Annotated in this window: 27 protein-coding genes; 22 read left to right on the top strand and 5 right to left on the bottom strand. The window is 32.4% G+C overall.

All coding sequences use genetic code 11. The features are described from left to right. The first annotated feature begins 4 nt into the window (after positions 1-4). The 3 genes from B0A68_RS11620 (at position 5) to purU (ending at position 2,441) form a co-directional block, all read left to right on the top strand. A complete protein-coding gene (locus B0A68_RS11620; RefSeq protein WP_035684168.1) occupies positions 5-580 on the top strand; it encodes a hypothetical protein in 576 nt (191 codons plus the stop codon). A 177-nt stretch (positions 581-757) separates the two neighbouring features. Then, a complete protein-coding gene (locus tag B0A68_RS11615) occupies positions 758-1,480 on the top strand; it encodes a DUF4197 domain-containing protein (RefSeq protein WP_035684170.1) in 723 nt (240 codons plus the stop codon). Positions 1,481-1,586: 106 nt separating this feature from the next. Continuing rightward, positions 1,587-2,441: a formyltetrahydrofolate deformylase gene (purU, locus tag B0A68_RS11610; RefSeq protein WP_035684172.1), complete on the top strand. Its 855-nt coding sequence runs from the start codon at positions 1,587-1,589 to the stop codon at positions 2,439-2,441. 273 nt (positions 2,442-2,714) lie between these two features. Here the strand turns inward: purU and B0A68_RS11605 are convergent, their stop codons facing one another. Next, positions 2,715-4,208 carry a catalase gene (locus B0A68_RS11605; protein ID WP_035684175.1) on the bottom strand — a complete coding sequence of 498 codons (1,494 nt, stop codon included), beginning with the start codon at positions 4,206-4,208 and terminating at the stop codon, positions 2,715-2,717. A 645-nt stretch (positions 4,209-4,853) separates the two neighbouring features. On the opposite strand from B0A68_RS11605, the gene B0A68_RS11600 reads away from it, so the two are divergent. Then, a complete protein-coding gene (locus B0A68_RS11600) occupies positions 4,854-5,864 on the top strand; it encodes an aldo/keto reductase (RefSeq protein WP_035684178.1) in 1,011 nt (336 codons plus the stop codon). A gap of 65 nt (positions 5,865-5,929) precedes the next feature. After that, entirely contained in the window at positions 5,930-6,850 is a 921-nt protein-coding gene (locus B0A68_RS11595; protein ID WP_035684183.1) for a helix-turn-helix domain-containing protein, read from the top strand. A gap of 142 nt (positions 6,851-6,992) precedes the next feature. On the opposite strand, the gene B0A68_RS11590 is transcribed toward B0A68_RS11595, so the two are convergent. Together B0A68_RS11590 and pyrF are read right to left on the bottom strand one after the other, a co-directional pair. After that, the gene (locus B0A68_RS11590) at positions 6,993-7,793 is read right to left on the bottom strand and encodes an ABC transporter substrate-binding protein (protein WP_035684186.1); all 801 of its coding nucleotides are present in this window, start codon (positions 7,791-7,793) and stop codon (positions 6,993-6,995) included. 180 nt (positions 7,794-7,973) lie between these two features. Next, on the bottom strand, positions 7,974-8,801 hold the full coding sequence (gene pyrF / locus B0A68_RS11585) for an orotidine-5'-phosphate decarboxylase (RefSeq protein WP_035688074.1): 828 nt from the start codon (positions 8,799-8,801) through the stop codon (positions 7,974-7,976). 153 nt (positions 8,802-8,954) lie between these two features. Here pyrF and B0A68_RS11580 point away from each other — a divergent pair, with 153 nt between their 5' ends. From B0A68_RS11580 to B0A68_RS11535, 11 genes are all read left to right on the top strand, one after another. Continuing rightward, positions 8,955-9,428 (top strand): Dps family protein, encoded by a 474-nt coding sequence (locus B0A68_RS11580; protein ID WP_035684189.1) that lies wholly within the window; start codon positions 8,955-8,957, stop codon positions 9,426-9,428. Positions 9,429-9,526: 98 nt separating this feature from the next. Beyond that, on the top strand, positions 9,527-9,712 hold the full coding sequence (locus B0A68_RS11575; protein ID WP_035684192.1) for a CsbD family protein: 186 nt from the start codon (positions 9,527-9,529) through the stop codon (positions 9,710-9,712). 159 nt (positions 9,713-9,871) lie between these two features. Beyond that, on the top strand, positions 9,872-10,423 hold the full coding sequence (locus tag B0A68_RS11570; protein WP_035684194.1) for a helix-turn-helix domain-containing protein: 552 nt from the start codon (positions 9,872-9,874) through the stop codon (positions 10,421-10,423). 21 nt (positions 10,424-10,444) lie between these two features. Next, a complete protein-coding gene (locus B0A68_RS11565; RefSeq protein ID WP_035684196.1) occupies positions 10,445-10,894 on the top strand; it encodes a response regulator in 450 nt (149 codons plus the stop codon). A gap of 11 nt (positions 10,895-10,905) precedes the next feature. Then, positions 10,906-12,690, top strand: coding sequence for a sensor histidine kinase (locus B0A68_RS11560; protein ID WP_035684198.1), 1,785 nt, complete (start codon positions 10,906-10,908; stop codon positions 12,688-12,690). A gap of 134 nt (positions 12,691-12,824) precedes the next feature. After that, positions 12,825-13,385 (top strand): DUF4142 domain-containing protein, encoded by a 561-nt coding sequence (locus tag B0A68_RS11555; protein WP_035684200.1) that lies wholly within the window; start codon positions 12,825-12,827, stop codon positions 13,383-13,385. A gap of 44 nt (positions 13,386-13,429) precedes the next feature. Further along, a complete protein-coding gene (locus B0A68_RS11550) occupies positions 13,430-14,077 on the top strand; it encodes a porin family protein (RefSeq protein ID WP_035684202.1) in 648 nt (215 codons plus the stop codon). 36 nt (positions 14,078-14,113) lie between these two features. Continuing rightward, complete coding sequence (locus tag B0A68_RS24330) at positions 14,114-14,266, top strand: lmo0937 family membrane protein (protein WP_117600455.1); 153 nt, start codon at positions 14,114-14,116, stop codon at positions 14,264-14,266. 43 nt (positions 14,267-14,309) lie between these two features. Beyond that, positions 14,310-14,594, top strand: coding sequence for a YtxH domain-containing protein (locus B0A68_RS11545; RefSeq protein WP_035688077.1), 285 nt, complete (start codon positions 14,310-14,312; stop codon positions 14,592-14,594). Between the two features lie 34 nt (positions 14,595-14,628). Beyond that, positions 14,629-14,991, top strand: a complete 363-nt coding sequence (locus tag B0A68_RS11540) for a hypothetical protein (protein ID WP_035684205.1) — start codon at positions 14,629-14,631, stop codon at positions 14,989-14,991. Positions 14,992-15,013: 22 nt separating this feature from the next. Beyond that, a complete protein-coding gene (locus B0A68_RS11535; RefSeq protein WP_035684207.1) occupies positions 15,014-15,409 on the top strand; it encodes a hypothetical protein in 396 nt (131 codons plus the stop codon). A gap of 300 nt (positions 15,410-15,709) precedes the next feature. Here B0A68_RS11535 and B0A68_RS11530 read toward each other — a convergent pair whose 3' ends face one another. Together B0A68_RS11530 and prfA are read right to left on the bottom strand one after the other, a co-directional pair. Next, positions 15,710-17,032, bottom strand: coding sequence for a DUF5723 family protein (locus B0A68_RS11530; protein WP_035684209.1), 1,323 nt, complete (start codon positions 17,030-17,032; stop codon positions 15,710-15,712). Between the two features lie 299 nt (positions 17,033-17,331). After that, positions 17,332-18,408 carry a peptide chain release factor 1 gene (prfA, locus tag B0A68_RS11525; RefSeq protein WP_035684212.1) on the bottom strand — a complete coding sequence of 359 codons (1,077 nt, stop codon included), beginning with the start codon at positions 18,406-18,408 and terminating at the stop codon, positions 17,332-17,334. 339 nt (positions 18,409-18,747) lie between these two features. Between prfA and B0A68_RS11520 the strand changes: the two genes are divergently transcribed. The 6 genes from B0A68_RS11520 (at position 18,748) to B0A68_RS11495 (ending at position 24,173) form a co-directional block, all read left to right on the top strand. Beyond that, complete coding sequence (locus B0A68_RS11520; protein WP_035684214.1) at positions 18,748-19,791, top strand: hypothetical protein; 1,044 nt, start codon at positions 18,748-18,750, stop codon at positions 19,789-19,791. Positions 19,792-19,964: 173 nt separating this feature from the next. Next, complete coding sequence (locus tag B0A68_RS11515; protein ID WP_035684217.1) at positions 19,965-21,827, top strand: hypothetical protein; 1,863 nt, start codon at positions 19,965-19,967, stop codon at positions 21,825-21,827. 190 nt (positions 21,828-22,017) lie between these two features. After that, on the top strand, positions 22,018-22,551 hold the full coding sequence (locus B0A68_RS11510; RefSeq protein ID WP_051892561.1) for a hypothetical protein: 534 nt from the start codon (positions 22,018-22,020) through the stop codon (positions 22,549-22,551). 196 nt (positions 22,552-22,747) lie between these two features. Further along, positions 22,748-23,443: a hypothetical protein gene (locus B0A68_RS11505; RefSeq protein WP_035684220.1), complete on the top strand. Its 696-nt coding sequence runs from the start codon at positions 22,748-22,750 to the stop codon at positions 23,441-23,443. Next, entirely contained in the window at positions 23,444-23,806 is a 363-nt protein-coding gene (locus B0A68_RS11500) for a hypothetical protein (RefSeq protein WP_123947498.1), read from the top strand. Then, positions 23,793-24,173 (top strand): hypothetical protein, encoded by a 381-nt coding sequence (locus tag B0A68_RS11495; RefSeq protein ID WP_035684224.1) that lies wholly within the window; start codon positions 23,793-23,795, stop codon positions 24,171-24,173. Before B0A68_RS11500 ends, B0A68_RS11495 begins: the two co-directional genes overlap by 14 nt. The last annotated feature ends 129 nt before the right edge of the window (positions 24,174-24,302 follow it).

Here is a 24,302-nt window from a genome sequence, read left to right as displayed (position 1 = left end):
ATCAATGAAATTTACACACAATAAAAAACTTAGAATTCTATTTATTTTGCTGGCATTGTGCAGCGTTATAGGTATAAAAGCCCAAAATACACCTATTAATTATGTCAATCGTATTACCTCGTTTTCTAAACCATTCAGAATTTTATACAATAATGTCGACAAAGAAGGGAATGGATCTATTGAACTTACAAATAAACAGAATCAGATATTACGATTCCAGCTTTTAAATTATAAACTGCAGGTACTTCATGGCGGTATTGCCTTTCAGCTTTTTTATTATGACAAACATTACCTCCAGCGTCTGGAAACATTTGACCAAAACGGAAAACCTGCCGGCGAACATGAATCACAAAATGAAGCCGCAGTTATTTTTATGATCGAAAAACCGGATATTTATCTTCAAAAAAAGAAACTAATTGATGATGCCGAAGGAAATATAAATATGAGAGACGATACTTCTGAAAAAATCATTAGAATTAAATTTTTAGATGAAAACAATCTCGCTATTCCAGAACAAAAAACATTATATATTTCTACCAAAACATATTGGAATTACAATCACAGAATGTATTGGCCCTGATTAAAGATTTATAACAAATCCTATAGTTCACGACTTATTTTTATCTCTTTTGAAAGCAAAAACTTCTAATCTGGACCCAAGTGTTAATTATGAAACAAAATATCGCTGCTCCCCAAATAAAATTGTGGCTTTATTTTTGAATAAGTAGTATTTTTGAAACTTAATAAAACCTGCCTAATGAAAAAGATTTTAATTTTATCGCTTGTATTTTCTCTCAGCTCATATGCTCAAGTAAAAGAAACTTTAGCTCAAAAACTTGCAAAGTTATCCACTCAAATTACAGCAGTTGGAGGCGTTGATATTGCTTCTGGATTAAAAGAAGCTCTAAACAAAGGAATTACGCAGCAAGTGAGTAAATTGACCGCCGAAGATGGTTTTTATAAAAATGAAGCTGTAAAAATTTTAATGCCGGAAGAATTAAAAAAAGTAGACGCTACTTTACGTAAAGTAGGTTTAAGCTCTCTTGCAGACGAAGGAATTAAAGTGCTGAACCGCGCAGCGGAAGATGCTGTAAAAGAAGCAACTCCAATATTTGTTTCGGCTGTAAAAAATATGTCTTTTACCGATGCTAAAAATATTTTGTTGGGAAGTGAAAATGCTGCAACTACCTATTTACAAAAAGGCACCAATGCTGCTTTGTACACGAAGTTTAATCCGGTGATTAAAAGTTCTTTCGAAAAAGTGGGTGCCGATGTGGTTTGGAAAAACATCATCAATAAATACAACACGCTTCCCTTAGTGAAAAAAGTAAATCCCGATTTAACAGACTATACTACGAATCAGGCTTTGGCAGGGGTTTTTAAAATGATTGCTGTTGAAGAAAAAGATATTCGTACTAATATTAATGCAAGAACGACACCTTTACTGCAAAAAGTATTTGCTATGCAGGATAAAAAATAATTTTTACTGTTAAACTTTTTTATCGTTTAGTGGAGTAATCGCAATTACAATCAAGCGCTAAACGATTAAAAAGAGCAGCAATTAACCGATTAACTAATAAACCAAAATGCAAAAAATAACTATTCTGATTCATTGCAGAGACCAAAAAGGAATTATTGCTGCAGTGACTACTTTTATTGCAAAAGTTGAAGGAAACATTACTTACATTGACCAGCATGTAGATGTGGAACAAAATGTTTTTTTTATGCGTCTTGAATGCGAATTTAATAATCAGAATAGTAGTCTTGATCTTATAAAAGAAGAGTTTAACCAAACTCTCGCTGTAGATTTTGATATGTCATGGGATGTATATAATCAGGAACAGAAACCAAAAATGGCTTTGTTTGTATCTAAATACGATCACTGTCTGTTTGATATTTTGGGTCGTTACAGTGCTGGTGAATTAAGCGTTGAAATTCCCGTAATTATAAGCAATCACAATGATTTGCGATCTATTGCAGAGCGTTTTGATATTCCGTTTCATTGTGTGCCATTTACAAAAGACAACAAAGAAGAAGGCGAAGCCAAACAGATTGAACTGCTAAATAAATATCAGATTAATTTTATTGTCTTAGCGCGCTACATGCAGATTATTACGCCAAAGTTGATTTCGCTTTACGAGAATAAAATTATCAATATTCACCATTCTTTTTTACCTGCCTTTCCGGGTGCAAAACCCTATCATTCTGCTTTTAAACGCGGCGTAAAAATTATTGGAGCTACAAGTCATTATGTAACCGAAGAATTAGATGAAGGTCCAATTATTGAACAAGATATTGCCAGAGTTTCACACATACATTCTGTAGAAGATTTTATTATGAAAGGAAGAGATTTGGAACGTATTGTTTTGGCAAGAGCTATCAAACTTCATGCTGAGCGTAAGACAATGGTTTATAGTAATAAAACAGTTGTTTTTTCTTAAGGTTTTTTTCTAAGATACTAAGATGCTAAGTTGCTAAGATGCTAAGTTTTCTTAATTGAAATTATATAAACCGGACTGAAGTCCGGCCCTGCAATATAGTTCGAGCCAAAGGCTCTTTTATAGTTCCGAAGAAACAAATGATATTGTAGAGCTGGACTTCAGTCCAGTTTAAATAAAAGATTATAAAGCAGACAAACCCGACAGGCTTTGAAACCTGTCGGGTTTAATTTTAAATCAAGAACCTTAGCGCCTTAGCACCTCAGAACCTTTTTTTTACCTCACTTCAATCAACAATCTTGGATCAGAAAAATTATTTACCTGTTCCATTGTCAGACCCAGTGCATTTGCTACGCCTTCTCCGTAAGCAGGATCTGCTTTGTAGCAGTTTCTGATGTGGCGGATTTGGATAAATGGCTGTGCTCCTCCTACCTGTCCTGCAGTATTTTTGAACAAAAGTTGTTTTTTCTCTTCTGTCAATAAACGGAAAAGTAAACCTGGCTGCGTAAAGTAATCATTATCATCATCTCTAAAATTATGCGCGTACGCATCTCCATGAAGTTTTAATGGCGGTTCTTTGAATTCTGGCTGTTCTTGCAGCTCTCCAAAACTATTTGGCTCATAATGTTTTTTAGATCCATTATTTCCATCTACGCGCATGGCGCCATCTCTATGAAAAGTATTGTAAGGACATCTGGATGAATTTACCGGAATTTGAAAATTGTTTACACCCAAACGGTAACGATGTGCATCTCCATAAGAGAACAAACGCGCCTGAAGCATTTTATCTGGTGAAAAACTAATTCCAGGAGGAACGTGTGCCGGATTAAAAGCCGCTTGTTCTACCTCTGCAAAATAGTTTTCAGGATTTTTATTTAGTTCAAATTCTCCTACCGGAATTAACGGGAAATCGCTTTTCAACCAAACTTTAGTCAAATCGAAAGGGTGAAAACGATAATTTTCTGCTTGTTCTTCGGTCATGATCTGAACGAACATTTTCCATTTTGGAAAATTACCTTCTTCAATAGCATCAAATAAATCTCTTTGGTGGCTTTCGCGATCGCCTCCAACTAATTTCGCTGCTTCTTCATCAGAAAGATTATCGATTCCTTGCTGCGTTACAAAGTGAAATTTCACATAATGTCTTTCGTTTTGATGATTGATAAAACTAAACGTATGACTTCCAAATCCGTGCATTTGTCTGTAAGATCTCGGAATACCGCGATCACTCATTACAATAGTAACCTGATGCAAAGCTTCTGGCAGTAATGTCCAAAAATCCCAATTGTTATCAGCACTTCTTAAATTGGTTTTTGGATCACGTTTTACTGCGTGATTAAGGTCTGGAAATTTCATTGGATCACGGAAAAAGAATACCGGAGTATTATTTCCTACCAAATCCCAATTTCCTTCATTGGTATAAAATTTCAAAGCAAAACCGCGAATATCTCTTTCGGCATCAGCTGCTCCTCTTTCTCCTGCAACGGTAGAAAAACGTGCAAACATTTCTGTTTTTTTGCCAATTTCAGAAAATATATCGGCTCTTGTATATTTTGTAATGTCGTGAGTAACAGTAAAAGTTCCGTATGCGCCTGATCCTTTAGCGTGCATTCTTCGTTCTGGAATTACCTCACGATCAAAATGGGCCATTTTTTCTAAAAACCAAAAATCTTGTAACAAAACTGGTCCGCGAGGGCCTGCTGTTTGTATATTTTGATTGTCTGGAACGGGAGTTCCTGTTGCTGTTGTTAATTTTTTGTTTGAATCCATATTGCTGATATTTAATGTTCTATCAAATATACAAACTAATCTTTACGTTATTGATAATCAAAATTGATTGTTATTATGTTTTAATAACCAAAAGTTATTTAACGCTGCTAAAAGCTCAGAACGGCATGTTTTAGAATCTTAACTTTAGTCCAACAAAGTAATAACAAAACCTTAACAGCAATAGATTCATATATGTCGGATCTTTGTAATGTAATAAACTGGTTATTTATTATTTTGGTTTTGGTTAGTTAAATGATGCCGGCGTCTTCGAGATGCCGGCATTCTTTTTTTATGGAAACTCTTGTTTCTGGTTTCATGTTTTTCCTCGTTTCAGGTTTCAGGCTTCAAAGTTTCAAGCGAGTTTTTTGAACATAATTTTACCGCAAAGCTCGCTAAGGTTTATTGCAAGGTTCGCAGAGAAATTAACTTTGTGTTCTTAGCGTAAATCTTAGCGAACTTTGCGGTTAAATACACAATCCAACAACTTGAAACCTGAAACCTGAAACCTAAAACAAAGAAAACCTGAAACAAAAGAAAACAAAAAACCTCATTTTGGATACAACTACACGAGATTTAGATACTTTATAAAAGTAATACTGCCAGATCTTTGCTGTATCAATTTTCATTTAAAATCAAACAGCAATTATGAGCACAATACAAACAATTAAATTAGGAAATCAGGGACTTATAGTTCCCAATATAGGTTTAGGGTGTATGGGAATGACACAAATTGCCGGAATGGACATTTACGGCAAAGCCGATGAAAAAGAAGCCATTGCAACTATTCACCGTTCACTCGAATTAGGAGGAAACTTTTTGGACACAGCAGATTTGTACGGTCCATTACACAATGAAAGATTGATTGCTAAAGCCATAAAAGGCAATCGCAACGCTTATACTATTGCCACAAAATTCGGTTACGAAATCGATGATAACGAACAGCTTACCTGGAAATTTAACGGAAGTAAAGATTACGTAAAAAAAGCAGTAGAACGTTCGCTTAAAAACTTGGGAACAGATTTTATCGATTTGTACTATTTACACCGATTAGATCCTAACACTCCTATTGAAGAAACTGTTGGCGCTATGGCTGACTTGGTAAAAGAAGGAAAAGTAGGTTATATCGGATTATCTGAAGTTTCATCGGAAACGATTCGTAAAGCACATAAAATTCATCCTTTGACTGCTGTACAAACAGAATATTCTTTGTTTGAAAGAACGGTTGAAGAGTCTGGTATTTTAGATACGTTAAACGAATTACAAATCGGTTTTGTAGCGTATTCTCCGCTTGGTAGAGGTTTTATTTCCGGAGATATCAAAAGTCCTGATGATTTTCCTGAAAATGATTTCAGAAAAGCGATTCCGAGATTTCAGGGCGAACAGTTTCAAAAAAATATTGAGCTGGTGAACGAAATCAAGAAATTAGCCGATGAAAAACATATTACGGCTTCCCAATTGGCATTGGCGTGGATTGCTTCCAAAAATATTTTAGCGATTCCGGGCACGAAACGAGTAAAATATGTAGAGCAAAATATAGCGGCTGCTCAAATGGTTTTAACTTCCGATGAAATAAATCGATTAGAAAAAATCATTCCGCTTGGCACTTCAACCGGCGCCAGATATGACGAAGCTAATATGGCTGGCATCGATCAATAAAAATTCTCAGGAAAAGCTATCTTTACGAAAGCTTTTCCTTTTTTATATTTCTTTAAATATTTGTTATGAAAAAAGAAGTCCACATTCCGTACACGATACAGTCCATAACTGAATTGCATGCTTTGCTTAAAATTCCGAAACCAGAACATCCTTTGGTTAGTTTTGTGGATTTAAGCAAAATCTCATGTCATTTTGATGATAATTTAAAAAGCGTTGTCTACTCTTTTTATACGGTTTGCATCAAAAAAGGCTTTACCGGAAAAATGAAATACGGACAAAATTTTTATGATTTTGACGAAGGCGTAATGACTTTCATGTCGCCCGGACAAGTCATCTCGACTGAAGTTTCTGTTGATACTGCTGTTTACGGGGCTATGTTAGTGATTCATCCTGATTTTATTCAGAATTATGCTTTGGCTAAAAAAATTAAGGAATACGGTTATTTTTCCTATTCTGTCAACGAAGCACTGCATCTCTCTGAAAAAGAGCAAACAATGATTACCGGAATTATGAAAAACATTGAGCAGGAATATTGCTCTTCGATCGACCCATTTAGTCAGGATGTTATGGTTTCTCATATCGAACTACTCCTTAATTACTGCAACCGCTTTTACAACCGACAATTTATTACCAGAAAAAGTGCCAATAATACCCTTTTAATTAAACTCGAAAATCTTTTGTCTGATTATTTTGAAGGTGATAAAGTGCAAAAATTTGGATTACCTACAGTAGTCTATATTTCAGACGAATTAAATGTTTCTCCCAATTATTTAAGTGACATGTTACGTTCCTTAACGGGGCAAAGCACACAGCATCACATTCACAATAAAATCATCGAAAAAGCCAAAGAACTGCTTACCACAACTTCATTGAGTGTGAGCGAAACTGCTTTTCAATTGGGTTTTGAATATCCGCAGTCTTTTAATAAATTATTTAAAAGCAAAACCAATGTTTCTCCTTTAGAATTTAGAAGTTCGTTCAATTAATTTTAAATAAAGTTGGATATTTTACCGCAAAGTTCGCGAAGTTTTATACACAAAGCTTTGCGAACCTTCACTTTTAAAAGCTTCTAAAATAAAGAAATTTGCGAACTTTGCGGTTAAATCCCCAATTCAATAAAATTGAAATTTAATTTCTTAATCTTTCATGCAGGATTTTAAAATATCCGAAAGCCTTTAATAATCGGCTTCCGTGCCAGGAAAACATTTCACCGTCTACAAAAACCGTTTTGGCGTGGTGCGTAAATCTGCCAATTTCAAAAGCGTCTTCTTCTTTAAAGGGATACGGTTCTGAGGAAAGAAATACAATATCCGGATCGCCTTCCAGACGCATTTTTTTGAGTTCGATTTCGGGATAACGGCCTTTGTCTTCGTAGATGTTTTTAAAATGATTCAGTTTTAATAATTCATTTATATAAGTATCATTTCCTGCGGCCATGTAGGGATTTTTCCAAATAAAATACGCTGCTTTTTTTATCTCGATATCCTGAATATATTTTTTGAAATCGTTTAAGGCAAAAGCCAGTTTGTCGTTCCATTTTTGAGCTTCAGTTCTGCAGTTGAACAATTGTCCGAAGTCTGAAATCATCTGAAAATTATCTTCTACAGAAACAATATTAGTAACCCAAACCGGACAGATTTCACTAAGCTGCTTTACGATTTCTTCTGTATTTTCTTCTTTATTACAGATGATAATATCGGGCTCTAGTAATTTTATTTTTTCAAAGTGAATTTTCTTGGTTCCGCCGACAATCTTTTTAGTAGATTTTAAATGATACGGATGCACACAAAACTTCGTAATTCCGATAATTTTTTCTTCTAAACCTAAATCATATAATAATTCAGTTTGCGAAGGAACCAGCGAAATTATTCGTTTTGGAGCGGTTTCAAAAGAATGAAGGATTCCCAGCTGGTCTTTGATTTGTTTCATGTTTTTTTGTTTCAGGTTTCAGGTTTCAGGTTTCAGGTTTCAAGTTGTTGGAGTGTGTATTAACTGCAAAGTTCGCAAAGATTTACGCTAAGAACACAAAGTTATTTTCTCTGCGAACCTTACGAAAAGCCTTAGCGAACTTTGCGGTTAAATTATGTTCAAAGAAAGCCGCTTGAAACTTTAAACCTGAAACTTTAAACCAATAATCTCTTCCATTTCCTGTTGTACTTTCAAAGCTTCTTCTCTTGCTTTTTCAGCAAAATCAGTTCCTTTTGAAGCATAGATAATGGCTCTGGCAGAATTTACCAAAAGCCCCACTTTATCATTCATTCCGTATTTACACACTTCAGACAAGCTTCCGCCCTGCGCGCCAATTCCTGGAACCAGCAAGAAACTATCCGGAACAATTTTTCTTATTTCTGTAAAATATTCAGCTTTTGTAGCGCCGACAACGTACATCAGATTTTCGCTGTTTTTCCATGTTTTAGAAGTTTCTAAAACTTGTTTGTATAATTCTTTTCCGTTTGTTGTCAAAGTCTGAAAATCGAATGCACCTTCATTAGAAGTCAATGCCAGCATGATAGTATGTTTGTTTTCGAAAGCCAGAAAAGGCTCAACAGAATCTTTTCCCATATAAGGTGCAACGGTTACACTATCAAAATTCAAATCTTCAAAAAAAGCCTTTGCATACATGCTCGAAGTATTTCCGATATCGCCGCGTTTTGCATCGGCAATGGTAAAAATATCAGGATGATTTTCGTTAATATAATTAATTGTTTTTTGGAGCGAAAGCCAGCCTTTTAGACCGTAAGCTTCAAAAAAAGCAGTATTAGGTTTATAACCAACAGTTAAATCGTGAGTGGCGTCTATTATGGCTTTATTAAACTCAAAAATAGGATCTTCAGACTCTAATAAATGTTGCGGTATTTTAGTTAGATCAGGATCTAATCCAACGCATAAAAATGATTTTTTTTTAAGAATTTGGTCGTGTAGTTGTTGTGTTGTCATATTGTATTTTGATAGTCCGGCAAAATTACAAATAATATTATTGGTTTGCGAATTTACACGCGACATTGAAGTCCTGTAACATCTGCCGAAAATTATGTAAAAAACAAATCGGTGATGTTTTTATCTTTGAAAAAATCCATAAAACAAATAATTATGAGCCCAAATATTGGTATATCACCAAAGAATCTTAAGAAAAGCGCAACTATATTAGCCACAATTTTATCTAATGAAATGACTTTGTATGTAAAAACAAGAAAATTTCACTGGAACATTTCAGGAAATAGTTTTATGGAACTTCATAAATTGTTTGAAGATCAATACCGTGTTTTAGAAGCAAACATTGATGAAGTTGCAGAACGCATCAGTCAGCTTGGAGAAAAAACAATCGGAACGATGAAGGAATTTATTGAAAATTCTACTCTTAAAGAATCTCCAAAAGAATATGCTTCGCAAAAACACATGCTGGAAGAACTTTTAGACAATCACGAACAAATGGTGACTGAGTTTAGAGATTATATTCCGGTATTTGAAAAAGACAATAACGATTTTGGATCTGCAGATTTTATTACAGGATTACTGCAGGAACACGAAAAAATGGCTTGGATTCTGAGAAGATATCAAGTGTAAAAATGTGAATTATGCAGCGTCGAATAAAATAAATGTAAAGTAAAAACGACGCAAAATTTGCAATTTTACAATTCAAACAAACATAAAAAACTACTATTATGAATACTACAGAAATAAAAGGAAATTGGAATGAGTTAAAAGGAAAACTTAAACAAAAATATGCAGAAATTACAGATGATGATCTAATGTTTGCAGAAGGAAAAGAAGACGAAATGTACGGAAAACTTCAGCAGAAATTAGGTAAAACAAAAGAAGAATTTCATCAAATTCTGTCTGATTTGTAAATTCCTTACAACTCAATTCAGAAAATACCGTCTAGTACAAATTATTAGACGGTATTTTTTTAACAATTTAATACAAAAAAAATAATATTTGCATAATTCTACACACAAATTTAGCTTTAACCACAAATAAAATAAGTATCTTTAAACAAAAAACAAGAAATGAAACTATTCATAAAGTTCGATATAAACACGATCTGTTCACTTTATTTAAAACAAAATCTCGAACAGCTTAATGTAAACTTTACTTCTCTGGGCTTTGGAGAAATCGAAATTAATGATAATATTGATGCTGACGCCTTAGATAATTTAAAAACCAAATTGAGTCCATGTGGTTTTGAAATTGTTGAAAATCAAAAAAGTGTACTCGTTCAAAAAATAAAAGATGCAATTATAGAATTGGTCTTTATGGATGACAGCAACAACTATAAAAGTTCTGTTTTTCTGGCAGAAAAGCTCAATCACAGTTACGGTTATTTGTCAAATGTTTTCTCTGAAGTTACTTACTCTTCTATAGAAAATTTCATAATTTTACAAAAAATCGAAAGGGCAAAACAATTAATCATTATTAATGAAATGAGCCTTACCGAAATTGCTTTTTTACTTAATTACTCAAGTGTTGCGCATTTGAGCACACAGTTTAAAAACACAACCGGAATAACGCCGTCTGCTTTTCAGCGCATTATTAAGAAACGAAGAGAAAATTTAAAATAAAAACCAAAAACCTACACTAAAATGCAGAAAAACGCATTATATATTTTATTGGCCGATGATGATGAAGATGACCGTCTTTTCTTTAAAGACGCTTTTGAGGAAATCAAGATACAAACTAATGTTGATTTTGTTCATGACGGAATGCAGCTGATGGATCACTTAAATAATCCTGATAATAAACTTCCGGATATCTTATTTCTGGATTTGAACATGCCTAAGAAAACAGGTAAAGAATGTTTGGTCGAAATAAAAAAAACAGATCGACTAAAAGATATCATCATCGCGATTTACTCCACTTCATCTTCTGAAGAAGATATTGAAGATACTTTTATACAAGGAGCCAATATTTATATTAAAAAGCCAAGCGACTTTAATACGCTTAAAAAAATAATTAATGAAGTTGTGACAGTAAATTGGCATTATCATACCTCAGGGTTAAACCGTGATAACTTCTTGCTGCGACTCAAATAATATGCATACTAATGAAATGGATACCAAATTTTAATTCTTCAAACTCATTGAGAGTTATTTTTGTAATCGCAGTTTTCATTCTGTTATTTCTTTCTTCTATTGCTTACCGACATAACCAGGACTTGAACGACTCAAGTAAAGTGGTTATGCATACGTATGAAATAAACATTCAGCTGGAACGCTTAATGTCTGCAATAAAAGATGCCGAAACTGGTCAGCGTGGTTATATTATTACGAGAAATGCCCGTTTCTTAACACCTTATATCTACTCTCGCGATAAGGTGAATAAATCATTTATTAATTTAAAAAAATTAACTGCTGATAATCCTAAACAGCAGCAAAATCTTAAGAATCTCTTTAAGCTGATCATTCAGCGTTTCAACTCATTTGAATATTGTTTAAAATACAGCGATCCCAAAACATATGATAAGAGGAAACTAGACAATTATATGTTTAGCGGGCGCATCTTAATGGATAACATTCGTTTTAAGGTAGACGAAATGAATGATATTGAACAGACGTATTTAAAAAACAGGCTTAAAATCTATGATGACGAAATTTCCTTAAGTCCGCTGTTTTCGATTTTATTGTTTCTGGTTGCTTTATCTTTTATTTTGTTAGCATACAGACAAATCAGCCGTGATATTGAACGATTAAAAATATTCAACAAAAAGCTTCTTATCTCAAACGGTCTCATTTCCGAATCTGAAATTATTGGAAAATTCAGCACCTGGCAATGGGATTTAGATTCTAATAAAATAGATTATTCAGACAATCAATATCGTTTATTAGGTTACGAGCCTCACTCGTTTGTTCCGGAACAGGAAACCTTTTTAAACTTTGTACATCCTGATGACAAAGATATTGTGGCATCTTCTATGGAGGGAATTCTAAACAATAAAATACTTCCTTTTGTATATTACAAGATTTTACTGCCCACCAAAGAAATCAGGTATTTTAAATCTACAGGAAAATTATTGACCGATCAGCAGGGAAGTAAAATTCTACTCGGAATTAATTTTGATATCACAGACGAGCATTTATTAAATATCGAACTTCAGGACCGATACAGAGAATTAGAAAAAAGCAACAAAGAACTGGCTTCTTTTAATCACGTTGCCAGCCACGATTTACAAGAACCGCTTAGAAAAATTCAGACCTTTATATCGAGAGTTTCAGATGCTGATAAAGATATAATGTCTGACAGTGCCAAAAACTACATCATCAAAATAGAGGCTTCTGCAAAAAGAATGCGTGTTTTAATAGACGACTTACTTTTATTCTCCAGAACCAATACTACCAAGAAAGAATTTATAAAAACCGCTCTTACAGAATTATTATCTAATGCTGAAGCTGAACTGGCGGAAGTCATTTCTGAAAAAGAAGCAGTAATCACAGCAGGAAAACTTCCTAAACTAGAAGTTATTCCGTATCAGATCGAACAGCTTTTTATCAACTTAATCGGAAATTCGCTAAAATACAGCCAGCCGGATAATATTCCGAAAATTACAATTGAAAGCGAAAAAATAGACTCTTCTGACTATCCTGAAATTTTAGATCAGTCGATTAAAAAATTCCATAAAATTACTTTTACGGATAACGGAATGGGATTCGATCCTCAATTTAAAGAAACCATATTTGTACTTTTTCAGCGTCTCCATTCTAAGACAGATTATCCAGGTACAGGAATCGGATTGGCCATTTGCAAAAAGATAACCGAGAACCATAAAGGGTACATTACTGCAGACAGCATTCCGGGCAAAGGCTCAGTGTTTACGGTGTTTCTGCCGGAATAAATCATTCAAAAAAACTACTCAAAAAACGTTATATAAATCCATTATGGGAATTATATAACGTTTCTTTTTTATGCTGTAAAGAAAAATCTTTCATTCGTTAGCATCTTTGTAATGTAATACTTTATGAAGTAATAATGAAAACAGCTTACCGTTTAAAAGCACAAATTTTAAGACTAATAATCATATCGACAATCATACTTTTTACAGCTTCTTGCAAAGAAAGTAACCCGATTGACACTTCTCTTAAAAACGGTGTTTTTAATAAAAATAAAACTGAAGAAACAGAAGCTTATTTTTTTATTCAGACGGCAAATGTGAGTAATTCAATTATTTCTAAAAGTCTAATTGCACAACAAAAATGTTCAGAAAATACGATCTTAGAATTAAGCCGAAAAATTGCAGATCATCAGGAAAAACTGCAGCAAGAAGTAAAAAAACTAGCCAATAAAAGGATGGTGGTCATTACAGAAATAAATGCAGCACACAAAAGAGACCTTTACGACTTGATCGATGCCAATAATGCCAACTGCGAAGAAGTTTATTTGAATTCTGTTACAGAATCTATAAAAGAGCAGATTGTATTGCTGGAAAAAATCTCTAAAGAAACAGATGATCAGCCCATTTTAAAACTTGTTTTACAGTATTTACCTGATCAATACAAACTCTTACGAGAAACGGAGAGTTTTAAAAAATAATATAAATGCCAAATTAATCATTCAATTAACTAAAATTTTTAACTATGAAAATGCAAACAAATTTTTTATGCGCCTTAACACTTTTTTTAACAGCTTCATTCGGAATGCTGCACGCTCAAGACAATAATGTAAATACCGAGTTTGGTGTAAAGGGAGGATTCAACATGTCTAACTTATACGGAAGCGGAGAAGACGTTGATGACAATAATATTTTATACGGATTTAACGCAGGGGTTTATGCAACTTTACCAATCTCAGATTTTGTTGCAATCCAGCCAGAGATTTTATTCACTACAAAAGGAGCTGAATTAGAATACAATAATGCTTTTGCATCTGGAAACACTAAATTCAAATTAAACTATATCGAAGTTCCATTGTTAGTAAGAGTAAACATTACTAAAAACTTTAATCTTCAGGCCGGTGGATATGCATCATACTTAGTAAGTTCTAAAGTTACAGGAAGCGGTGATGTAGATTTTGATCAAGAGATTGACAGAGATGACCTTAACAAATTTGACGCTGGTATCGCTGCAGGTGTTGGAGTAGACTTTAGCCCAGTTAGCATCGGTATTCGTTACAACTACGGTCTTACAACAGTTGGTAAAGAAAGAACTGTATTAGGACAAACTTACACAGCTCCAGACGCAAAAAACAGCAATTTAACTTTATACTTATCATATAAATTAAATTAATCAACAATTAATTATTAACCATATAATATAAAAACCATGTCAAACTTATTATACACAATCGCAGTAATATTAGTTATTCTTTGGGCTTTAGGATTCTTTGTTTACAGCCTCGGAAGTATTATTCACATTTTATTGGTAATTGCCATTATTGCGATCTTATTCAGACTTATCAAAGGTCGAGACATTTAAAATCAACAAACTATTAAATATTAATCAATTAAAATCAATCATTATGAAAACTAGCACAACAGTATTAGGAATTTTAGGAGCCGCAGCGGCGGGAGCATTTTTAGGAGTATTATTTGCACCAGATAAAGGTTCAAATACACGTAAAAAAATCACAGATAAATCTAAAGATTACAAAGATAATCTAAAAGGTAAAGTAGACGGAATCATCAGCACAATTACTTCAAACGGGAAAGAACTTGTAGAAGAAGGAAAAGCTAAATTCAACGCTGCAAAAGAAGACTTTAATACTATTAAAGACGAAGCTAAAGCTGTAAAAACGAACTACTAAAAAGTGAATTTTTCAAACCATAAAACCCTATATCATGGAATCAAATGCAACAACAAATGAAAATCTTAATCTTTATGAGAAGGCAGAAGACTATGCTAAAACAAGTTTAGAATTAATTAAACTTAAAACTATCGCAGCCGCTGCCGACGCACTGTCTACAGTAACATCAAGAATAGCGGTTGGAGCTGTTGTTGCATTTTTTACCCTATTCCTTAATATAGGGATTAGTTTATGGCTGGGAAAACTGCTTGGTGAGTATTATTACGGCTTTTTTGCCATGGCGCTTTTCTACTTAATTGTAGCCGTGGTTTTGCATAAAACACAGCATAGAATCATTAAAACTCCAATTGGAAACATGATTGTTTCCAGTATTTTAAAAGAAGAAACTAAAAACTGATTTATATATTAAAAATATTCTTATGGGAACTATTTATGACATTAATACCTTAAATCAGAGGATTCAGTTACTAGAAAATCGACAAGATGAGGAATGGTGTGCAATAAAAGATGAGATCGATGATATCAAAGAAAATTTGAAACCTCTAAATCTTATCCGCAATACGGTCGAAGAAATCAACGAAACAATCGGTTTCAAAAGTAATCTGGCACAATCAGTAATGAGCATCGGAATCGGATATCTTGCCAAAAGATTTATTGTCGGCAAAAGCGACACTATGTTCAAAGGCATATTAGGATCTGTATTACAGCTTATTGTAACCAATTTAGTTTCTAAACCACATGAATCTTCTGAATCTTCAAACGAAGAAAATGAACAAAAAGAAGAATCATTACAATACGAATCATCGCAAGAGTAATTGTCTGACTTAAATACATGCATTATGGAAAAGTTAAATACAATAATTATCAAAAATGGTGTGACCATTTACTCTAACATATATAAATGTTTTGAATTTACGAGAGTATTTCTAGGTATCTAACTCGTTTATACGTTCTTAAAAAACGGTTAATCAGTTAATACTTCACTATATATTTTTAAGGTTAGGTGCTTAGGCACTGAGGTTTTAAGACTAAAAAACGAGAATTCGAACTTTGTTCAGATTCTCGTTTTTTTATATATGATAAATCCCTCAAGATTTTAGCACCTCAGTCCCTTTTCAATTATAAATTGGAATCTTCAAACCTGCATACAAATTAATTGCTTTGGAGTTGTTGGAAACAAAATTAGAAACAAGAGATCCGGAACCAATAAATAATGGTCCAGCTCTAAATCCGGCTCCTATCTGTGTACCGCTGTATTCCATCCAGGTAATTGGGAGATAAAAACTAAACTGCCTGGTTTCGTATCTTGGCGTAAATGTAACCGAATTTGCGATTGTGGCGGCGTTGATTTTTTTAGCGTCAATTAATCCGAAATCGCTGCTAAGATTCAAGTAAAACATGTTGTCTATATTCCAGTCAAAGTTGGTGTGTACAGTTGTTGGTAAATTTGCCTTCACTCCTTTTCTCGAGGAAACCTTTGTATAATTAGAGTCAAAAAAATCGAAAACATCATCAGCATTATCAATATCATTCTGAGTTACTCTTCCCGTTAGATTGTATGTGTTTTCGACAATATTTTTATAATTAACCTTACCGATGTCAGTCACAGATGCCGCAACCCTAAATTTATATCGGTTGCCAGCACAATTATGGCAGTTGGTACGGTATTCATACGTAAAACCCAGATCCATACCTACACCAGCCGAAGCGGCATCAAACCCAGCATTTTCTCCGTTTTGATAATCGTAACTTGCCGCTGTTTTTAATGTTCCAGTCGAATAATATTCGCTCAAAGCAGGATTTGCATTATTTCTATTAAATGCTACACTCAAATCACTTCCGTTGATATAACCGTTTACCCCCGCCATCAAATATTTTAAAGTAAGACCGCCTTTAATAAAATGCTCCTCACGATCTAACAATACAGTAGCGTAGCTGGCTCCAATCTCTGCCCATGAATTGGTAACTGCATTGGGGTTGCCACCAGTGATCAAAAAACTATTAGATCCATCAATTTTTTTATTTACCTCATCTATAAGCTCACCGTTTATATCGACAAGACTGGTTACACTTCTAACTCTTGAGAAAACAGCTACACTATGCTTAGGCGTAATTTCCATCATAAACGACGGACCTAAGGCATCTATATTAAAGTTTCCTTTATTATTGGTTTTAAAATGTTTATTTGCACTGGTCTCCAGATCATAACCGCGGTCCAGAACATGAATAAAATTAACACCATACAAATCATTTTGGCCTGTTGCACTAATAGATGAAATAATAATCTCGGCTTTATATTTAGATTCAACAATCGCAGACGGATTAAATATTGCACCTTGAATTCCGGCATAATTATCATCTCTGTATCCAAAATACGATTGCCCTTCGGCATAGAAAAAGCTTCCAAAGAAGAAGCAAAAAAGTAAAGTTTTCTTCATAAATTAATTTTAATTGGTTGATTAGTTTCGTAAATATCAAATAAAAAAAATAAAAAAAAAACTTAACCAGAACATATGTAGGTTAAGTTTTTTCTATGAAAGTATAAGATTATAAGCGAGTTATAAAAAAGAAAGAAGGCTCTTTCTTTTTTTAAGAAACAAAGGTTTAAGAGACGAAATTCAAAGGTAAATGTGATTCTTTATCTTATTTCAAACAAAAAAACCGAACAAAAGTTCGGTTTTATCTTTATAAACAGTCTAAAAAACTTAGAATCCTAGCAATTTAGTACCTCAGAACCTTAGTAAACTTCAGACGCTTCCTTTAATTTCTCCATATTGTTTACCAATTGTAATTCGGCAACAATTTTCTGAATGTCTCCATTCATGATATTTCCCAGATCGTACAAAGTCAAACCAACTCTGTGATCCGTTACACGACCCTGAGCGTAGTTGTACGTACGAATCTTAGCAGAACGGTCACCAGAACTTACCTGAGATGTACGTTTTGTAGCATCTTCGGCTTCTTTTTTGGCCAATTCCTGTTCGTACAAACGAGAACGTAATACATTTAACGCTTTGTCTTTATTTTTATGCTGCGATTTCTGATCCTGACACTGCGCCACCAATCCTGTCGGAATGTGTGTTAAACGTACCGCAGATTTCGTCGTATTTACAGATTGTCCTCCAGGTCCAGACGAACAGAAGAAATCTACACGAACATCGTTCATATCGATCTGTACATCAAACTCTTCTGCTTCTGGCAAAACCATTACCGTAGCAGCAGATGTATGCACACGACCTTGAGTTTCCGTCTGAGGAACACGCTGTACACGGTGAACACCAGCTTCAAACTTCAAAGTTCCGTAAACATCTTCTCCAGAAACCTCAAAAATTACCTCTTTAAAACCTCCAGAAGTTCCCTCGTTCATATCTACAACAGAAGTTCTCCAACCCATGCCTTCGCAATATTTGGTATACATTCTGAATAGATCTCCCGCAAAAATACTGGCTTCGTCCCCACCCGTTCCGGCGCGAATCTCTACCATAACATTTTTAGCATCTTCAGGATCTTTTGGGATCAACATAAATTTGATTTCCTCCTCAAGCTGAGGCAGACGCTCTTTTGCTTCATCCAATTGCATTTTGGCCATTTCGGTCATATCTGCATCACTTCCGTCAGCAATAATTTCGTTTGCTTCGTCAATATTGGCTAAAACAAGAATGTATTCTTCTCTCTTTTCAACCAAAGCTTTTATGCTTTTATATTCCTGGTTGAGCTGCACATAACGCTTTTGATCAGCAATAACATCCGGCTGAATAATCAAATCCGAAATCTCATCAAAACGCTGCTTTACATATTGAAGTCTATCTAACATTTTCTAATTCCTTTTATTGGACTGCAAAATTACGAAATTTTTGTGGAAAATTCTATCATAAAGCTTTTGAGTTTTTTAGGTAGATTTTTTAGCAGAATTATAATGGTTTTTGGGAGCTGTTTCCTCCCGACGCTTCGGGATTCGTTACAATATTTTGTGCCTCCCGAAGCCTCGGGACCGGCACAAAAGGATTTTCACTTCTATCAGGGCTAGAGATTTTCGATTTTTTAATTGGCTTTTATGGATTTCCGTAAAATCAGCCACTTAAGGGGATTTAATTTTGATAAACGAAGAAATTTTACTTTTTAAACCGAAATAATAATCTCATAAAAATTAATTATGTCTAAAACATTTACTCACCCCGATTTATTATTAACAGTAAAAGGAAATGTACTTTCAAATCACGAAGAAAATTTAGATTCTTCTATGTATGAAGATGCTAAAAATGATGGGAAAAATTTAGCAGTAAATATCCTAAACAAGCTATTTAATAAAATAGAGTATGGAAAAATTGAAAGTGATTTCAATACTGAAAGATTAAACTCAAGTAATTTTAAAAATATAAGGGAACAAATCATCAAATTACATTTTCAAAGAGAAACGGTAGGAACTGAAGCAATTAAATATTCTAAAAGTCTTGATTTTCTTTCTCAGGAGCTTAACAAAACGCAAAAATCTTTTTTTAGATTTTTGTTCAAAAAGAAAATTCAAAGATTAACATATGAAGTTGAGCAAAATAGAAATGACTTAGATGCTATTAAAGAAGTTGAAAAAGAATCTTATTTAAACATAACTTACGAATACAGTTCCATAAAATTAAAAGAAAAATACTCTGATCTTATAAGTGCATTTACGACGCTTAAAGGCTCTTCTAAAATATGGGATATGACTTATTCCGAAAGAAATATGGAAACAAAATCTGCTGCACAAACGTCAATGTCAAGAAATGAAGTTGAATTCTCTTTCAATTCAATTAAAGGTCTCCAAACAAATGAAAAGTCATTTCAATTTGAAAATTTTAATGGAGGTGATTTTTATTTCTATCCAAATTTTGTCATTTATTTTAAAACTAAGGAAGATATCGCTATTTTAGATTATAACGATCTTCAATTAGATTACTCTGTGTCTAGATTTTTAGAAGAAAGTCAAGATATCCCCGCTGACACTAAAATAGTTGGAGAAACTTGGTATCGAGTTAACAAAGATGGTTCTCCTGACAAAAGATTTGTAAATAATTATACAATCCCAATTGTAGAATATGGTTCTATCCATTTAAAAACTGAATCTGGAGTAAATGAATTGTATTACATAAGTGATATACAAAAAGCTAATCATTTTTCTGAACAATATAACTTTTACCAAGAATTGCTAAAAAATTCATAATCATTTATAATTCGTTTTATATATTTTCCGTAAAACAATTCAATTAAAAGGATTTATTATAACAAAACTATTTTAAATAAATCAGGTATTTTTACTTGGTTTTTTATTTAAAATAAAGTCGATGTTTGTCATTATTGTCAATTGTGTTTTTTATTTGTTAAAAAAATTAAAATATGTGGATAGCACAAAAAAATGGATGGAATAGTTCCCACACAGACTTATCAAAGTATTTTATAGAAAGGGTTAAACAAAAAGTTGATTTTGAAGAAATAATTTCAAATAGACATAGAACATCAAATGGCTACACATTAATTGAAGAAATTTGTGAAGTTAGCCAATTAGCTTTAAAACGTATTAAATCAATTAATCGACTACTAAGTCTTTTAAACGAATCTAAGTCAGAAAATATTAAAGCAAGCATTATTAATGATTTTATTTTAAACAAGTATCACGGTGATATTGTATTGTACTACAAAAACGTAAATCATAATAAAATCAAAGAAAGTGCAAAAGATTTAACTGATCTTCATAATAAGTCCAGAATAAATTCTAAGAGACTTGAAATTGAATACTTAAACAATATTATAAGTGAAATAAATTTAATAGATTTTCAATCAACAAATTTCGAAAGATACGCTAAAAAAATTGACTTAATAATTGATTGTTTAATTCCATACTTAATTTTTAAAGGTTATTCGACAACTAGCATTAGCGATATTTCATTTAGATTTATTGACAAGGCAAATGGCAACAAATCTGCTTTAAGAATCGTAAGTAAATTTAAAAGTCAACTTTCAAATTACACTTTTTTAATAAAAACAAAAGAAAAAAGCATTGAAATACAGACTATTTCGGATTATTTAAATAATAAATCTGTTCCTTTTAATATTGTAAAATATACAGACATAAAAACTAATTATCTATTTCCTCGTCTTAAAGGAGATAAAGATGTTTTTTTTAAAATTGAACGTTCTACAATAGATCCCCATAACTACCTAAGAAATCTTTATGAGATTTGTTTAAAAAAATATGTTATTTCTAGAGATCGAATGGACTTAACACCTCTTAATGATTTTTTCGAACGAGTATTTTGGAAATTTACTGATGCCCCAAAACATAACTTTCAAAAATCTAATTTTAACATTGATCCACTAAATGTAAGTAAAAGAAAAAGTTCGTTATTAGAAACATTACAGTCATTAAGTAAATCATTTGATTATGATTTTAATGATAAAACCGATATACCTTATATCGAAGATATATCCGATAGTTTATATTATTATAATTTGGCATTAGGATCTAAATCAATTGAAAATTCCTTATCATTACTTTGGACATCATTGGAAACTTTATTACCATATAGAATGCAAGATAATGATATAATGAATGTGCAACATTTTGTATCAAAATCGTTAAGTGTAGGTACAATTGGTAGAGAAATCACATCATTTGCATTAAGGTATTCCAATTGTAATTGGTTAAATGGCAAATGTTTTGATCCTATCGGGATTCACACTAACTATCTAAATTACACTTCTGACGGCTTAAAAATCTATTTGTATTGGCTTTGTACAACATTTAATGCAAGTAATGATCCTTTTAATCTCATAAAAGAGAATTCTAATCTATTATGTAATGACTTTTGCAATTTAAATGATAAATATACCGGTAAGAATAATATAAAGGTTCAATATTGGATCGACAAAATAAATTCATCAGAAGAGCTAATAAAATTTCAATTAGATCGAATTTATCTACATCGAAACCAAATTGTTCATTCAGGTAAATTTATTAATGAATATTCAAATCTTTGGAATCACTTAGAATGGTATATTGGTAAACTACTTTCTTATTGCGTTTTTAGATATATTAAATGTGAAAATAAAGAAGCGTTTAGCAAAGTGGAAATATTTTATGAACTAGAAGCATATTGCGACAATATAAAAAATCAACTAAAAGTAAACTCTAATAAAAAAATAAATGAAATAGAACATTTGTATGATGAAATACTCAAACAATCTTGGCAATTTTCATAACCCCGCTGCACGAAGTCTCCAAATAGCTGTGCAAAGTCTCCCGACTTCGTACCCGCCCAATATCTACAAAGTGAATCAAAAAAATTAATTTTGGAACGGAATATAGGAACGTGTACGAAGTCGGGAGACTTCGCACAGCGTAGGGAATTAGTTTTTAGAAGAAATTTATACTAAAAAAATTGATTAAATCATGACATCAAACGAAATAACATTTTTTTTTACAAACAATAAGGACACATTAACAATTTTGATTTCATCATTTGTAGGCCTTTTAACATTCTGTACCTTACTAAAAGCAATTATTGAATATAGACTCCAAGGAAGACAAAAAAGAGCCGAGCTTTTTGATAAATTCAAAACAACATTAATGACGGAAAATAGAATTATAACAATAAACAGTTATCTCGAAGATGACGATATTAACTTAATAAATATTCCTTTAATAGATAGATACTATTTTTTAGGTTATTACGAACAAATTGCTATTGCAGTTAATTCTGGACTAATCAAAAAAGATGTTGCACACTATATGTTTGGCTATTTCGCCATATGTTGTTGGAAAAGTGATAATTTTTGGGCAGGTATAAACAAAGAAAGCTATTATTGGAGTATTTTTAAAAAATATGTTGATAATATGCAAAGCTTAGAAGATCGAAACATAAATAAAAGTAATTTGAAAAAAATGTTAGATAATTTAACTGGTCGAAGTAATTTTAAATATTGATTAAATTAAAAAATCCTCTCTACGAAGTCTCCAAATAGTTATGCGAAGTCTCCCGACTTCGTACCCACTCCAATAATCAACAAAGTGAATCAAAAAAATTAATTTTGGAACGGAATATAGGAACTTGTACGAAGTCGGAAGACTTCGCACAGCGCAGTAGGTAATAATAATATTTTTAATATAAAACAATATTAATATGGAAAAAATTGAAAAATTGATGCAATTACTACCACTTGGAAGTATATTCATCTTATTATGTAGTTCAATTAAACTAGTTATTTATTATAAAGCATTTAATATTTCAATTGTAGATTATATTGGAATACAAGAATTTATTACAACATTCATTGATGACATATTACTATATTTATGCATTTTTGGAATTAGCATTTTTCTATCTTTATTTGACATAGCTCAAAATAGAGCTCAAAATTTAGCTCTTAAAAGTGACACACCAATAAAGTATAAAAATCAACGCAAAATTTCTTTAAGTTTAGCAATCTTGACGTTAATATTAATTAGTTTCCTTTCTTATTATTACAGTAATTCTACAGTTAAAACTATAGAAATTATATTTGTTGGTTTGTTCATATTCCTTGGTTTTTTACGCATATTTTTATCTTCTACAAAATTAACTTTACCATTTGGACTATACATTTCTATAAGCGTTATATTATACACGGTAATGTATGGATATACTGATGCTTACAAAATTATCGAGAATAAAGATAAATTAAATTATGTCATTTTATTTAAAGAAAAGACTTATTATACAGACCGAAGTCTCAAATATATTGGCAAAACAGAAAACTTTTTATTTCTTTTTAATTTAAAATCTAAAAGAACTACAATTTTGAAAAATGATGATTTAATAAAAATCAGTATTAAATAAATGAAATATTTATTAGTGCAGATTTGCAACCTGCTATACGAAGTGTTCTTATCGCTGTGCGACGTCTCCCGACACCCAATACCCGATAGCGCGGATTTGCAATCCGTGCCCGCAACAATAAAACACAATACAAATCATCAAAAACAAGCTAATACAGATCATGTAGCTTTTTTATATTTACAAAACACAAACCAATCTTTGCGGGCACGAATTGCAAATCCGCGCTATCGTGGAGAAACAATAAATGCATTAAGTAAAATAAACCCGCCGATTGAAAGCTTGAGAAAAATTTATAAAGCAGCTTTAGAAAATGAAGACTATGAAACGTGTGATGCTATAAAAGCATTTTTTGAAAGATTTTAAAGATCATAATTTTGTAATTCCGAAAGAGTTTGAAGTAGCAACTGAAAAATCAATTGAATTAGCAAAGTCCTATTACTACACAAAAGAAGGTGATGTCAAACTAATTTTATATGAATGGAATGTCGCGGATACGGCAGAAGTCGAAAGTGGAAAGTTTAAAGCAATATTCGCTGCCATTGAAAAAAAAGTTTCCGACAAAATTGGTCAGGCAGCTTCAAAAGAAATTGAAAGCAGTAAAATTAGAAACGACGAAACTTTCCGCGATGATATAAAGTGGAAAACTTCAGAATTAAATGCCTATTTATTTAGATTTGGAGATAGAAACAATAGCTATAATCAAATAAGATTAGCAATTTATAAAGATTAATATTATGGATTTAGAATCCGTGCCCGCAACAATAAGACACAATACAAATCATCAAAACAAAAGCTGCAAAATCATGTAGCTTTTATTATATTTATACACAGAACAAACCAATCTTTGTGAGCACGGACT

The organism is Flavobacterium reichenbachii, assembly GCF_002217435.1.
GTDB classification, from domain to species: Bacteria; Bacteroidota; Bacteroidia; order Flavobacteriales; family Flavobacteriaceae; genus Flavobacterium; species Flavobacterium reichenbachii.
Note: the sequence above shows the minus strand (reverse complement) of the source record. Positions and strands in the feature narration are given on the sequence as shown.

Excerpts from the sequence above, each read along its gene's own strand:
- B0A68_RS11620 (WP_035684168.1), top strand. The coding sequence starts at position 5 with ATGAAATTTACACACAATAAAAAACTTAGAATTCTATTTATTTTGCTG.
- B0A68_RS11615 (WP_035684170.1), top strand. The coding sequence starts at position 758 with ATGAAAAAGATTTTAATTTTATCGCTTGTATTTTCTCTCAGCTCATAT.
- purU (WP_035684172.1), top strand. The coding sequence starts at position 1,587 with ATGCAAAAAATAACTATTCTGATTCATTGCAGAGACCAAAAAGGAATT.
- B0A68_RS11605 (WP_035684175.1), bottom strand. The coding sequence starts at position 4,208 with ATGGATTCAAACAAAAAATTAACAACAGCAACAGGAACTCCCGTTCCA.
- B0A68_RS11600 (WP_035684178.1), top strand. The coding sequence starts at position 4,854 with ATGAGCACAATACAAACAATTAAATTAGGAAATCAGGGACTTATAGTT.
- B0A68_RS11595 (WP_035684183.1), top strand. The coding sequence starts at position 5,930 with ATGAAAAAAGAAGTCCACATTCCGTACACGATACAGTCCATAACTGAA.
- B0A68_RS11590 (WP_035684186.1), bottom strand. The coding sequence starts at position 7,793 with ATGAAACAAATCAAAGACCAGCTGGGAATCCTTCATTCTTTTGAAACC.
- pyrF (WP_035688074.1), bottom strand. The coding sequence starts at position 8,801 with ATGACAACACAACAACTACACGACCAAATTCTTAAAAAAAAATCATTT.
- B0A68_RS11580 (WP_035684189.1), top strand. The coding sequence starts at position 8,955 with ATGAGCCCAAATATTGGTATATCACCAAAGAATCTTAAGAAAAGCGCA.
- B0A68_RS11575 (WP_035684192.1), top strand. The coding sequence starts at position 9,527 with ATGAATACTACAGAAATAAAAGGAAATTGGAATGAGTTAAAAGGAAAA.
- B0A68_RS11570 (WP_035684194.1), top strand. The coding sequence starts at position 9,872 with ATGAAACTATTCATAAAGTTCGATATAAACACGATCTGTTCACTTTAT.
- B0A68_RS11565 (WP_035684196.1), top strand. The coding sequence starts at position 10,445 with ATGCAGAAAAACGCATTATATATTTTATTGGCCGATGATGATGAAGAT.
- B0A68_RS11560 (WP_035684198.1), top strand. The coding sequence starts at position 10,906 with ATGAAATGGATACCAAATTTTAATTCTTCAAACTCATTGAGAGTTATT.
- B0A68_RS11555 (WP_035684200.1), top strand. The coding sequence starts at position 12,825 with ATGAAAACAGCTTACCGTTTAAAAGCACAAATTTTAAGACTAATAATC.
- B0A68_RS11550 (WP_035684202.1), top strand. The coding sequence starts at position 13,430 with ATGAAAATGCAAACAAATTTTTTATGCGCCTTAACACTTTTTTTAACA.
- B0A68_RS24330 (WP_117600455.1), top strand. The coding sequence starts at position 14,114 with ATGTCAAACTTATTATACACAATCGCAGTAATATTAGTTATTCTTTGG.
- B0A68_RS11545 (WP_035688077.1), top strand. The coding sequence starts at position 14,310 with ATGAAAACTAGCACAACAGTATTAGGAATTTTAGGAGCCGCAGCGGCG.
- B0A68_RS11540 (WP_035684205.1), top strand. The coding sequence starts at position 14,629 with ATGGAATCAAATGCAACAACAAATGAAAATCTTAATCTTTATGAGAAG.
- B0A68_RS11535 (WP_035684207.1), top strand. The coding sequence starts at position 15,014 with ATGGGAACTATTTATGACATTAATACCTTAAATCAGAGGATTCAGTTA.
- B0A68_RS11530 (WP_035684209.1), bottom strand. The coding sequence starts at position 17,032 with ATGAAGAAAACTTTACTTTTTTGCTTCTTCTTTGGAAGCTTTTTCTAT.
- prfA (WP_035684212.1), bottom strand. The coding sequence starts at position 18,408 with ATGTTAGATAGACTTCAATATGTAAAGCAGCGTTTTGATGAGATTTCG.
- B0A68_RS11520 (WP_035684214.1), top strand. The coding sequence starts at position 18,748 with ATGTCTAAAACATTTACTCACCCCGATTTATTATTAACAGTAAAAGGA.
- B0A68_RS11515 (WP_035684217.1), top strand. The coding sequence starts at position 19,965 with ATGTGGATAGCACAAAAAAATGGATGGAATAGTTCCCACACAGACTTA.
- B0A68_RS11510 (WP_051892561.1), top strand. The coding sequence starts at position 22,018 with ATGACATCAAACGAAATAACATTTTTTTTTACAAACAATAAGGACACA.
- B0A68_RS11505 (WP_035684220.1), top strand. The coding sequence starts at position 22,748 with ATGGAAAAAATTGAAAAATTGATGCAATTACTACCACTTGGAAGTATA.
- B0A68_RS11500 (WP_123947498.1), top strand. The coding sequence starts at position 23,444 with ATGAAATATTTATTAGTGCAGATTTGCAACCTGCTATACGAAGTGTTC.